This is a genomic window from Pseudomonas kermanshahensis (genome assembly GCF_014269205.2).
Taxonomy (GTDB): domain Bacteria; phylum Pseudomonadota; class Gammaproteobacteria; order Pseudomonadales; family Pseudomonadaceae; genus Aquipseudomonas; species Aquipseudomonas kermanshahensis.
Genome location: NZ_JABWRY020000001.1, coordinates 4,474,582 through 4,487,084 on the forward strand (window position 1 = coordinate 4,474,582; position 12,503 = coordinate 4,487,084).

Below are 12,503 nucleotides of genomic sequence, written 5' to 3' on the forward strand. Positions count from 1 at the left end.
CACAGGTACTGCACAGCTTTGAAAGTCTCTGCGGGTCTGTGGGAGCGGGTTTACCCGCGAAGAGGCCGGCACAGGCTATCAACAAAGCTTGTGATCGCCGCGCACCCTGAGTAACGTGGCCAGCTCTTTTGCAACGATCGCCGGAGCCCGCCCCATGCGCCTCACCCCCTCCCTGCTGCTCGCCGCCATGCTGCCCCTGTTCGCCGGCTGCCAGCTCATGGCTGCCACGCCGACCGACCCGAACATCGGCACCACGCGCATGCAGGGCGAACTGAGCGCCGCCGGGGGCCAGTTGCTGTTCAAACCCTGTAATGAAAGCCGCCGTTTCGTGATCAACGACGCCGCCAGCACCGGCATCCTGCAGGAAGCCGCCAACCTCGCCAAGGATGCTGGCGACAAGCTGTTCGCCGACGTGCGCGGCCGCCTGACCGGCAGCAAGCAGGCCAACACCGACGGCCAGCTCGACGTCCGCCGCCTGTACCGCCTGGAGCCCTCGACCCGGGCCTGTGAAGACCCCAACTTCAAACAACTGACCCTGCGTGCCAACGGCCACGAACCCGACTGGGACATCAAAGCCAGCGGCAAAGGCATGGTCGTCAACCGCGTAGGCCAGGCGCCGCTGCCCCTGCCGTTCCTGGAAGAAGAAGTACCCGGTGGCGGCCTGACCCTGACCAGCGAAGCCAACGGCCAGCACGTGGAGCTTTGGGTCGCACCGCAACGCTGCGTGGACAGCGCGACCGGGGCAGTCCGTCACTTGCGCGCCGAGCTGCGCATCGATGGCAAGACCCTACAAGGCTGCGGTTACTACGGTGGTGCACGCGACAACTGATCGCCGGGCGCTTTTATCCTGCCAGTCAGGGCGGCGAACAGCTTATACTTGGCGGTTTGTGTAAAGCCGCCGGCCGCCCATGGCCGGGATACTGGACCCTGCCATGCTACGAATCACCGAACTGAAGCTGCCCCTGGACCACCCTGACGAAGCCCTGCGCGAAGCCATCGTCCAGCGCCTGGGCATCCGCGATGAGCAATTGCTCAGCTTCAACCTGTTCAAGCGCAGCTACGACGCACGCAAGAAAAACAGCGAACTGCTGTTCATCTACACCATCGACCTCGAAGCCAGCAACGAAGCCGAGCTGCTTCGCACATTCGCAGACGATCGCAACATCGGCGTCGCGCCTGACGTTACCTACAAGTACGTCGGCCACGCCCCTGCCGAGGTCGAGCAACGCCCGATCGTGGTCGGCTTCGGCCCCTGCGGCATCTTTGCCGGCCTGTTGCTGGCGCAGATGGGCTTCAAGCCGATCATCCTCGAGCGCGGCAAAGAAGTGCGCCAGCGCACCAAGGACACCTGGGGCCTGTGGCGCAAAAGCGTGCTCAACCCGGAGTCCAACGTGCAGTTCGGCGAAGGCGGCGCCGGGACGTTCTCCGACGGCAAGCTGTACAGCCAGATCAAGGACCCGCTGCACCACGGCCGCAAGGTGCTGGAAGAGTTCGTCAAGGCCGGTGCGCCCGATGAGATCCTCTACATCAACAAGCCGCACATCGGTACCTTCCGCCTGACCGGTATGGTCGAGCAGATGCGTCAGGACATCATCGCCCTGGGCGGCGAAGTGCGCTTCCAGGAGAAAGTCACCGACCTGCTGACCGATGATGGGCAACTGACCGGCGTGGTATTGGAAAGCGGCGAGCAGCTGCATTCGCGCCATGTGGTCCTGGCCCTGGGCCACAGTGCCCGCGACACGTTCCGCATGCTGCACGCCAAGGGCGTGTTCATGGAGGCCAAGCCCTTCTCGGTCGGCTTCCGTATCGAGCACCCTCAAACGCTGATCGACAAGGCGCGCCTGGGCAAGTACGCCGGCCACCCGAAACTCGGCGCCGCCGACTACAAACTGGTGTATCACGCCAAGAACGGCCGTTCGGTCTACAGCTTCTGCATGTGCCCAGGCGGCACCGTGGTCGCAGCCACCAGCGAGCCCGGCCGCGTCGTTACCAACGGCATGAGCCAGTACTCGCGTAACGAACGCAATGCCAACTCCGGCATCGTCGTCGGCATCGACCCGGAACGCGACTACCCGGGTGGCCCGTTGGCCGGTATCGAGCTGCAGGAGCGCCTGGAAGCCCACGCCTACGTGATGGGTGGCAGCAACTATCAGGCACCGGCGCAGTTGGTTGGCGACTTCGTGGCCGGCAGGCCGTCCACTGCCCTGGGCAGTGTCGAACCGTCGTATAAACCGGGCGTGACCCTGGGCGACCTGGCGCCGAGCCTGCCGGACTTCGCCATCGAGGCGATCCGCGAAGCACTGCCGGCATTCGATCGGCAGATCAAAGGCTACAACCTGCACGATGCGGTGCTGACCGGTATCGAGACGCGCACGTCTTCACCGCTGCGGATTACCCGGGGTGAGGACTTCCAGAGCCTGAACCTGAAGGGGCTGTTCCCAGCGGGCGAAGGTGCGGGTTATGCGGGCGGTATTCTGTCCGCTGGCGTCGATGGCATTCGCATTGCCGAGGCGGTGGCGCGGGACATGCTCGGGCTGAACGCATAAGGCCCGCTTCTGGTAGGAGCAGCCTTGTGCTGCGAAGAGGGCGGTGAAAGCAGCGAAGCGCTATGTGCTGCCACTGGCCTCTTCGCAGCGCAAGGCTGCTCCTACACGGCATCGAGTCTGCGGGTCTCTGCAGTGCCAGAAAAGCCTGCAGAGATAATCGGATTCCCCCTACCCACGCTTTCCGCAACACCGTCTAGGCTTGCCACAGCCCAGGCAGCAATAACATATAACAAAAACGAATATAGTTTTTGTTTTAAAGCATATCGCCACAGGCTAGGGTGTACGCCCGTTCCATCCTTAATCTCTCAGGGAGAGCCCATAGCCCGTGCGTAGCCTCTTCACCCGATTCTTTCAGCTCGAAGCTGCCAGCGGTCTGCTGTTGATCGCCGCGGCCGTTCTTGCGCTGGTCATCAACAACTCACCTTTGTCCTACCTGTACAACGGCCTGCTCGAGGTCCCGGTGGCGGTCAAAGTTGGCGCGCTGGAAATCGCCAAGCCCTTGCTGCTGTGGATCAACGACGGCCTGATGGCGCTGTTCTTCCTGCTCATCGGCCTGGAGGTCAAGCGCGAGGTGGTCGACGGCCACCTCTCCAAGCCCTCGCAGATAGTCCTGCCCGCTACCGCTGCGGTGGGCGGAATGGTGATACCAGCCCTGATCTACTGGTTCATCAACCGCGACGACCCCGCTGCGGTCGCCGGCTGGGCCATCCCCACCGCCACCGACATTGCCTTCGCCCTCGGCGTGCTAGCACTGCTGGGCAAGCGCGTACCGGTTTCGCTGAAGCTGTTCCTGATGACCCTGGCGATCATCGATGACCTGGGTGCGATCATTGTCATTGCCCTGTTCTATTCGGGCACCTTGTCGAGCGTCTCGCTGTTGCTGGCCGGCGCCTGCCTGGTAGCGCTGCTGGCCATGAACCGGCTTGGCGTGGTCAAACTCGGGCCCTACCTGATCATCGGCCTGGTGCTTTGGGTGTGCGTGCTCAAGAGCGGTGTTCACGCCACGCTGGCGGGTGTCGCCCTGGCGCTGTGCATCCCACTGCGCACCCGCAACGCCGAAACGTCGCCGCTGCTGTCCCTGGAGCATGCCCTGCATCCTTGGGTTGCCTACGCCATTCTGCCGCTGTTCGCCTTCGCCAACGCCGGTGTTTCGCTGGCAGGCATGAACCTGGAAAGCTTCACTCATCCAGTACCGATGGGTATCGCTGTCGGCTTGCTGCTGGGTAAGACGGTAGGGGTCTTCGGCCTGACCTGGGTGGCGATCAAACTTGGCCTGGCCGCGTTGCCGGCAGGCGCAAACTGGGGGCAATTGCTGGGGGTGGCGATCCTCTGTGGCATCGGCTTCACCATGAGCTTGTTCGTGGGCTCGCTGGCATTCGTGCCCGGCAGTAGCGATTATGCGGGCATGGACCGCATGGGCATCCTTACGGGCTCGTTCTTCGCCGCGGTCATCGGCTATGCCGTCACTGCGATGGCCAGCCGCAAAACCCTCGCAAGCTAAAAACAGTGGCATTAAAAAACCCCGACTGGCGTGGCCATGTCGGGGTTTTTTATTTTAGCGCTACAACCGGGTCAAGGCTCAGTGCGAGACGCGGCTGGTACCGTCGACGGTCATGATGCGAACACGGTCGCCAACCCGGAAAATCTCGTTTTCCTGAACGGCCTGCACATAGGCACGCATGCTGCCGTCATCTTCACGCACGGTGATTTCAACACCCTGGGTGCGAGTGATGCCTTCCTCGGCGGCAGAACCTGCCAGGCCACCGGCCACTGCACCAATTACGGCCGCAACGATGCTGCCGCGGCCACCACCGACTGCACTGCCGGCAACGCCACCGACAATGGCGCCAGCGCCACCGCCGATTGGGGTCTTGGTGCCTTCGATCTTGACCGGACGGAGGGATTCGATGGTACCCATACGCACTGTCTGCACGCGACGGGCCTCATCACGGGAGTAGCTATCGCCGGTCAGGCTCGAGGCACAGCCCCCCAGCAACAGCGACATGGTGGTAAAGGTCGCCACCAGCAAAGCGGATTTACGCATAGGTAAAATCTCCAAAAGTCATCGGTGTCCATTAGACGCTGCGCGTTGACGGCTGTCACGACGCAGACGCAATAAAATTGTTTTCATTCAGCCTGGGTACAGCCTGCATGGACTGTATCGTGGGGCCTTTCAAGTGAGACCAAGGATAGCCATGGATTACTTCATCGTCGTGGTGACAACTGTCGCAGGGCTGTACTTCCATGGGTGGCTGTATGTGCGCATGCGCCGCTGGATGGACCGCGACCTGGCGCTATCGATGGCCGGGAAGGATGCGCAGAAGCGTGACTACATGTTGCAGCGGCTGGAGCAGGCACGCAGAGAGAAGGTCAAGCGCAAGGCGCTGGCGAGTTGGTTGGCACGTGAGGCCGAGGCTTATCCCGGCGTAGCGGAATAAACACCTGGGGCCGCAAGCGGCCCCAGGGTTTTCAAGGCGCCAGCCGCTCTCGCAGCCATTGCCCATCCACCAGGCGGTAATTCAACCGGTCATGCAGGCGGCTCGCCCGCCCCTGCCAGAACTCGATACGCTCAGGCAACAGACGGTACCCTCCCCAGTGCTCGGGGCAATGCGGCTGAGTGTCACAAAACCGCGCCTCGGTCGCCTCTACCAGCGCTTCCAACGCTTCGCGGCCGGTTATTACCTGGCTTTGCGGCGAGGCCCAAGCCCCCAGGCGGCTGCCCAGCGGTCGCACCTGGTAGTAGTCGTCCGACTCCTTGGCCGTGACCTTTTCCACACGCCCTTCGATACGTACCTGGCGCTCCAGCGCCGGCCAGAAGAACGTCATGGCGGCGAAAGGGTTGGCCTGCAGTTGCTGGCCCTTGGCACTTTCGTAGTTGGTGAAGAAGGTAAAACCACGGTCATCGACCCCCTTGAGCAGCAAGACGCGGCAATGGGGCCGGCCCTCGCCATCGACCGTGGCGAGGGTCAAGGCGTTGGCCTCGACCGGGGGCTGTTCAGTCTTCACCGCATCGGCGAACCACTGGTGGAACAAAGCGAACGGCTCCCCCGGGGCCTGGGCTTCTGCCAGGCCATCACGGGTGTAGTCGCGGCGCATATCGGCCAGGGTTTGAGTCATGGCTGCGTTTCCTTGACGATCAGTTGGTCTTCGCAGGGCTGTTGGCGGCTACTTTCTTGTCGGTGGTCGCCTTCTTGGCAGCGGGCTTGGCCGGCGCGGCTTTGCTTTTTGCAGCCGTCTTAGCGGGTGCCTTGGCCTTGGCGACAGGCTTTTTCGCGGCCGGTTTGGCAGCGGCCTTGGCAGCCGGTTTGGTGCTGACAGCCTTGGCGGCAGGTGCCTTGGCATCCTGAACCGCGACCATCGACGCTGGGGTCGGTGCTGGCGCGGCCTGTTGGTATTTGGCCAGCAGCGCGACCATGGTGTTCTGAGGCGTCAGCAGCAATTCCACACGGCGGTTCAGTGCACGGCCTTCGGCGCTATCATTGGCGGCGCGCGGCATCACCGACCCCATCCCCTTAAGGCTCAGGCGATCACGTTGCAGGCCGCTGAGGCGGAAAATCGCCGACACCGAGGCGGCGCGCTCCAGGCTGAGCTTCTGGTTAGCCGCAGCAACACCGCTGCTGTCGGCATGGCCCAGCACCAACACGGCGGTCTTGGAATCGCCCTCGACGGTCTTGGCTACACGGGTGATCGGGCCCAGGGTCATCGGCAGCAGCATGTTCGGGCGGTCAGGGTTGTACGAACTGTCCACCGGAATGGTCACAGCCAGCACGTTGTCACGGCGCTCCAGTTCCAGCTTGCTGTCCTTGATCGCTTCACGCAGCTTGGGCTCGTATTCGTCCAACCAGGCCTGGGTGGCTTTCTGGTCGATCTTGGGTACAACAGGCCCTTTGGCCGTGTCGTCGCCGCCAAACGGCCACCACCAGCGGCTGGCGCTTTCGGACTTGGCATCGGCCTTGGCGACCTTTTCGGTGACGGCTTGCTTCACTTCCTGCTCGGCAACCTGGTCCGACCCAAAAGGCCACCAGTTGAAACCACTGCCCTTCGCGGCGTCCGGGGAGTGACTGGCGCAGCCGGTGACGGCGGTCAGGCACAGGGCGAGTGCTAAGGTTTTATGTGAAGACATCAGCGATACACCATGAAATAGAAGAAAATTTTGCCAACGCACTTAAAGCGTAGACATTGAGGATAGTCAAAGGGGTCAGCCAATACCCGCATTACCCGATCAAAGGCAACGGGCAAGGACGCGGACCAACTTCTGGGCTCTTGGGTCCATGAGCACATACGGGCCAAGGGTATTGACCACAAAACCGAATGCCACATCGTGCTCCGGGTCGGCGAAACCTACCGAGCCGCCTGCGCCGGGATGCCCGAACGCACGGGCACCGAGGCCAAAGGTGGCATTGGCCACCTCGGGCTGGTCAAGCATGCAGCCCAGGCCGAAACGGGTCTGGGTCAACAAGGTGCGATCCTGCCCGATACTGTGCTCGCGGGTGAGTTCGTCGAGCAGTTCGGACTCGAGCAGGCTGCCATCGAGCAGCCCGGCATAGAAGCCTGCCAGGCTGCGGGCATTGCCGTGGCCATTGGCCGCCGGTTGCTGCATGCGCCGCCACTCGGGCTTGTTGGTACTGGTGAGAATCGCTGGCGGGTTGGTGAACGCACGGGTCGACAGCGCCTCGGGCTCACGCATGGTCACCTGCAGCAAGCGCTGGGCCGCGGCATCGCCGGGGTTACCCTTGCCGCGTGCGATATGCGCCACACGGTAGAACGCTTCATCCGCCAGGCCGACATGGAAGTCCAGCCCCAACGGCCGGGCCGTACGGGCCACGATCGAATCGCCGGGGCCACGGCCGTCTGCACGGCGGATCAGCTCCCCGATCAGCCAGCCATAAGTGATGGCGGCGTAGCCGTGTTCGGTGCCGGGCGCCCACCACGGGGTTTCGGCGGCCAAGGCATCGACCATCGCCTGCCAGTCATACAACGCCTCGGCAGGCAGCAACTCACGGATGGCCGGCAGGCCAGCGCGATGGCTGAGCAACTGGCGCAGGGTGATGGACTGCTTGCCGGCCTGAGCGAATTCGGGCCAGTAACGCGCGACCGGAACATCCAGCGCCAATTTGCCCTCGCCTACCAGTTGCAAGGCGGTGACGGCGGTGAAAGTCTTGGTGCAGGAGAACAGGTTGGCGATGGTGTCGCTGTGCCAGGCCTGCTGCCCGTCCTTGTCGCTGGTGCCCGCCCACAGGTCGATCACGGTCTCGCCGCCCACCTGGATGCACAGCGCCGCGCCACGCTCCTGGGGATCATCGAACAACTCGGCGAAGGCTTCACGCACCGCCTCGAACTTCAGCTCATAGTGACCCTGGATCTGCACCCACTGTTCTCCGTACGACCTTCTGAAAATGGCGTGCATTGTTTCAGTAGTTGGCGGTTTTGCAAACTGGCTTAGGCTGGGTGGTCGCAGGTAAAGGGGCCGTTTGACGGCCCCGATGGCTCACGGCTGCGGCTTGACCAACTGCGCACGCAACTGACCAATGGCCTGCTGGTTGTTTTTACGCACCGCCTCGACGAACCCTGAGTAGGGCACATCGGTGATGGCCACCAGCCCCAGGTGCCCATTCTCACCATCGAGCAGCCGCCCACTGGCCGGTTGGTCCAGGTACTGGAACCAATGCGCTCCGACGATCATCGGCTGCGCCAACGCGGCCTTGAGGAAGTTGCCATAGGCCGGCCCACGGTCTTCTTCACGCGCCACCTCCAACGGCCCCGGCCAGAACGGCCCACGGTCGCGGGAGCCGAACTGGAACTCGGACACCAGCACCGGCTTGTCCAGCTCGGCAAGGCGGGCGAAGTCGTAACCGTCCTCAGGCTTGAGGGTATAGAAGTTGAAACTCAGCACGTCGCAGAACTCCGCGCAGGCCTTCACCGCTTCTGGCGTGCTCACCGCATAGCGGCCGCCGAGCAGCAGGTGATTGGGCGCGTGCCACTTCAACGAATCGGCGATGGTCTTGAAATAGGTCTCGGCGAACACCTGCTGGAAGTACTGGTAATCCCGCTCGATTTCCGGGTGCTCCGGGTTGGGCAAGGGGGCCTCGAAACCGGGGTCTTCCATCAGCTCCCAGGCGGACAGTTCAATCCCCCACGCCTTGGACAGGCCCTCCTGGTTGCGGTATTTGTCCCGCAGTTGCTTGAGGAAGGCGCGCTTGGCGGGCACGTCGGTGGTCAGGCGCAGTGTGCCGTAGGCCAGCCCGTAGCGGGCCTTGGGGTCATTGCCTGGTGCGGCCCAGGCCAGCTCGTTGTCAGCGAAGTAGCCGATCAGCCACGGGTCATCACGGTGGTCCCGGGCGGCGATGGCGACCGCGCGCTCAGTGGCCATGGCGAACCGGGGGTCGAAGGGGTCGGGCATGCTGCCCCACCAGTCCATGCCCGTGCTGATGCTGGCATAGTCACCGACAATCGACAGCGGCAAGGTGTAGGGCATGCGCTTGGCCTGGCCCAACGCCGAATCGCTCCAGTTACCCAGGGTGTTGAAACCCCAGGCTTGCAGGCGATCGAGCGCGTGCGTCTGCCAGCGCGAGGCATCCAACACCAATGGCGGGCACTCTACTGCAGGCTGCCCCTCAACGCTGGGCGGGCAAGGTTTGCCATAGGTGCGCTGGATATTGGCGGCATAGAAGTCGAACCATCGCCCCTGCTTGAAGTTGCGCCCTTGCGACGAGGCATTGCCGTCGTCGTTGTTACCCTTGCCATAGAACGCCGCCAGCGGATCATTATCGCCGGGCAGCGCCTTGAACATGCCGTCACGGCCTTCGACGTAGGTGCGCCCGCCATCCGCGGCCACGGCGTTGACACCCAGCGAGTAGAACGGGTGGCCATCCGGCGTTACCAGGTACCAGCGCCCGTCACGCTTCTCGGTTCGGAAAAAGCCCTTGGCCTCGAACGCCGCCCCGTCCAGCAGCCCGCCATAGGTGTCCAGGGGCTGCTTGCCAAGCTCAGCCAGCCAGCCCTTGAGTTGCTGCTGTTCGCGCACATCGGCAGCCTTGAGCTGCTCGTCGTTGGCAATTTTCTCAGGCCATTGGCCACGCGTGGACTGGCCATAAGCGTCAATCAGCTCGTGGTAGGCCGCTTTGTAGGCCTGGTCGTCATCCTGAATACCCACTTTCTCGATCAGCAGGCTCTGCGCCACCTTGGGGTTGGGGATCGTCAGGCTGACAGAGGCCACTTGCTTGAGGTCTACCGCGCCCGCGCTACTGGTCAGCAGCAGGCGCTGGCCGGCATACGTCCACGGCATTGGCGGGCCAGCGCGCATACCCTGGCTCAACGGCGAGGTGGCCGTGAGCGGCACCATCACTGTCTGGGCCGGCCCGGCTGGCAGGTCGATGCGGCTGGTCAGCGTGCGGCCATCAGTGCCCAGCACGGTGACATCCACAGTCAGCGCCCAATCCATGGCGCTTTGCAAGCGCAAGGTCAGGATCTGCCCGGCCGACCAGTCCCAGGCACCGCTCTGCGGGCTCAGGCGCAGGGTCGGCCGCTCGACCGGGTTGAACACCACACGCCGCAGCACCTCCCCCCCGGCCGTTTGCTCTGCGTTGTACTGCGGCATGCCGGCATCTTCGGTCACCACGTTGACCACCGAGGCCGGGCGCACGAAGCTGAACAGCGTCTGCTGCCCGGCCAGCAAGGGCGAGCTGAACAACAGGGCGAATACGACAGGCAGGGTACGGCGGACCATAGGGCTAGGGCTCTCCTTCAGGGCCCTCGTGAGCCCAAGACTGAGTGATGGACAACAAGCCGGAGCAGTGTGCTCCGGCCGTCAGGAAATCTCCCGCCGGAAGGGCGGCAGCGCATTGAGAATAGCCTTGCCGTAGCGCTGGGTGACCAAGCGCCGATCGAGCAAGGTGATGACGCCGCGATCCTGCTCGGTCCGCAGCAACCGGCCACAGGCCTGGATCAACCGCAACGAGGCATCCGGCACGGCAATTTCCATGAACGGGTTGCCGCCGCGGGCTTCGATCCACTCGGCCAGGGCCGCCTCGACCGGGTCGTCGGGCACGGCGAAGGGGATCTTGGCGATCACCACATGCTCGCAATAGGCACCGGGCAAATCGACACCTTCGGCAAAGCTGGCCAGGCCGAACAACACGCTGTGCTGGCCATCATCGACCCGCGCCTTGTGCTTGTTCAGGGTCTCCTGCTTGGACAGGTTGCCCTGGATCAGCACCAGCTTGCGCCAGTCCCGGTCCAGGCCGTCGAACACATCCTGCATCTGCTTGCGCGACGAGAACAGCACCAGCGCACCGCGGGCATCGTCGAGCATGTTGGGTAATTCGCGGATGATGGCGGCGGTGTGCGCCGCCGCATCACGTGGGTCGGCGCCCAGGTCGGGCACCCGCAGCAGGCCGGCATCGCCATGCACGAATGGGCTGGGGACCACGCAGGTAACAGCATCACGCGGCAGGCCCGAACGCATGCGGTAGCGGTCGAACTTGCCCAGGGCGGTGAGCGTGGCCGAGGTCACCAGCGCGCCGTGGGCGACACTCCACAGGCTGCGACGGAGCATTTCGGCGGCGAGGATGGGGCTGGCGTTGACTTCGATGTCGAACAACGCCCCACTTTCGGCCAGGGTCAGCCAGCGCGCCATGGGCGGGCTGTCTTCGGGGTCTTCGGCGGTGAAGGCCGTCCACAGCTCCCAGTTGCCCTGGGCGCGGGTCACCAGGCTGCCGAACAGCGGGTACCATTCTTCGGCCTGGTGGCTGGCGATACCGATATTCACTTCACCGTCCATGCCTTCCTTCAGCAGGTCAGCCAGGCGGGTGAACAGGTCGTTGAGACGGGCGAAGCCCTTTTTCAATTCGATGCCCACCTCGCGGATCTGCTCCGGCACCACGCCCCCTTCGAAGCGATAGCGCGGGCGTTCACGGCCCTCGGTATCTTCGCTGGGGCGGAAGTCCGCGACCTGTTCGCACAGGGTGAACATGAACTGCTGCTGGGTGCGGATCTCCCGTGCCAGCTCCGGCACCTGTTCGATCAGTTTGCCCAAGTCACCCGGCAACGGGTGCTGGGCCAGCAGCTTGGTGAGGTTCTTGGCGGTCTGCTCCAGCCAGTCGGCGGTGGAGCGCAGGCGCGAGTAATGGGCGAAGTGGCCAATGGCTTTGTCTGGCAGGTGGTGGCCTTCGTCGAACACGTACATGGTGTCGCGTGGGTCGGGCAACACCGCGCCGCCCCCCAGGGCCAGGTCAGCCAGGACCATGTCATGGTTGGTGACGATCACGTCGACCTTGCCCATGCCCTCGCGCGCTTTATAGAACACGCACTGCTGGAAGTTCGGGCAGTGGCGGCCGGTGCATTGGCTGTGATCGGTCGTCAGGCGCGCCCAGTCCTGGTCTTCCAGGGCTTCGGACCAGCTGTCGCGGTCGCCGTCCCAGCGGTTACCCGCCAGTTTCTCGATCATGCTGTTGAACAGTTTCTGGCTGCGCTCGTCGACTTCGATGTGGAAGCCTTCTTCCTCAAACAACTGCGCGGTGGCCGATTGTGCGTGGCCTTCTTGCAGCAGCACATCGAGCTTGGACAGGCACAGGTAGCGGCCGCGCCCCTTGGCCAGGGCGAAGCTGAAATTCAGCCCGCTGCTGCGCATCAGGTCGGGCAGGTCCTTGAAGACGATCTGCTCTTGCAGGGCGACGGTCGCGGTGGCGATGACCAGGCGCTTGCCGGCAGCCTTGGCGGCCGGGATCGCGGCCAGCGCATAGGCGACCGTCTTGCCGGTACCGGTACCCGCCTCGACGGCGACAACGGCAGGCTCGCCGGCACGGCGGCCTTCATCGTCGCAGGCGATGTCGCCGAGCACCTTGGCCACTTCGGCGATCATCAGGCGCTGGCCGTACCGCGGCTTGAGGCTCTTGGCTTCGAGAAAACGCGAGTAGGCGCCCTGGATGGTGGCTTTGAGTTCGTTGCTGATCATGGTCT

General features: G+C 63.7%; 10 protein-coding genes. 4 read left to right on the top strand and 6 right to left on the bottom strand.

All coding sequences use genetic code 11. The annotated features are described in order from the left end of the window. Positions 1-154: 154 nt before the first annotated feature. The 3 genes from HU764_RS20060 to nhaA all read left to right on the top strand — a co-directional run bounded on the left by HU764_RS20060 (position 155) and on the right by nhaA (position 4,047). On the top strand, positions 155-829 hold the full coding sequence (locus tag HU764_RS20060; RefSeq protein WP_027594235.1) for a COG3650 family protein: 675 nt from the start codon (positions 155-157) through the stop codon (positions 827-829). 103 nt (positions 830-932) lie between these two features. Then, a complete protein-coding gene (locus HU764_RS20065) occupies positions 933-2,546 on the top strand; it encodes an NAD(P)/FAD-dependent oxidoreductase (RefSeq protein ID WP_186682734.1) in 1,614 nt (537 codons plus the stop codon). A gap of 325 nt (positions 2,547-2,871) precedes the next feature. After that, entirely contained in the window at positions 2,872-4,047 is a 1,176-nt protein-coding gene (nhaA, locus tag HU764_RS20070; protein ID WP_186702574.1) for a Na+/H+ antiporter NhaA, read from the top strand. Positions 4,048-4,125: 78 nt separating this feature from the next. Here nhaA and HU764_RS20075 read toward each other — a convergent pair whose 3' ends face one another. Next, entirely contained in the window at positions 4,126-4,590 is a 465-nt protein-coding gene (locus tag HU764_RS20075; RefSeq protein WP_027594232.1) for an outer membrane lipoprotein, read from the bottom strand. 151 nt (positions 4,591-4,741) lie between these two features. Between HU764_RS20075 and HU764_RS20080 the strand changes: the two genes are divergently transcribed. Then, positions 4,742-4,984: a 30S ribosomal protein S3 gene (locus tag HU764_RS20080; RefSeq protein WP_085273541.1), complete on the top strand. Its 243-nt coding sequence runs from the start codon at positions 4,742-4,744 to the stop codon at positions 4,982-4,984. A 31-nt stretch (positions 4,985-5,015) separates the two neighbouring features. Here HU764_RS20080 and pdxH read toward each other — a convergent pair whose 3' ends face one another. The 5 genes from pdxH to dinG form a co-directional block, all read right to left on the bottom strand. Then, positions 5,016-5,663, bottom strand: coding sequence for a pyridoxamine 5'-phosphate oxidase (gene pdxH / locus HU764_RS20085; RefSeq protein WP_186702573.1), 648 nt, complete (start codon positions 5,661-5,663; stop codon positions 5,016-5,018). A gap of 19 nt (positions 5,664-5,682) precedes the next feature. Continuing rightward, the gene (locus tag HU764_RS20090; protein WP_099455126.1) at positions 5,683-6,669 is read right to left on the bottom strand and encodes an OmpA family protein; all 987 of its coding nucleotides are present in this window, start codon (positions 6,667-6,669) and stop codon (positions 5,683-5,685) included. Positions 6,670-6,768: 99 nt separating this feature from the next. Beyond that, positions 6,769-7,914: a serine hydrolase domain-containing protein gene (locus tag HU764_RS20095; protein ID WP_099455127.1), complete on the bottom strand. Its 1,146-nt coding sequence runs from the start codon at positions 7,912-7,914 to the stop codon at positions 6,769-6,771. A gap of 120 nt (positions 7,915-8,034) precedes the next feature. Next, positions 8,035-10,272: a beta-galactosidase gene (locus HU764_RS20100; RefSeq protein WP_186702572.1), complete on the bottom strand. Its 2,238-nt coding sequence runs from the start codon at positions 10,270-10,272 to the stop codon at positions 8,035-8,037. An 81-nt stretch (positions 10,273-10,353) separates the two neighbouring features. Next, positions 10,354-12,498 carry an ATP-dependent DNA helicase DinG gene (dinG, locus tag HU764_RS20105; RefSeq protein ID WP_027594226.1) on the bottom strand — a complete coding sequence of 715 codons (2,145 nt, stop codon included), beginning with the start codon at positions 12,496-12,498 and terminating at the stop codon, positions 10,354-10,356. Positions 12,499-12,503: the final 5 nt, after the last annotated feature.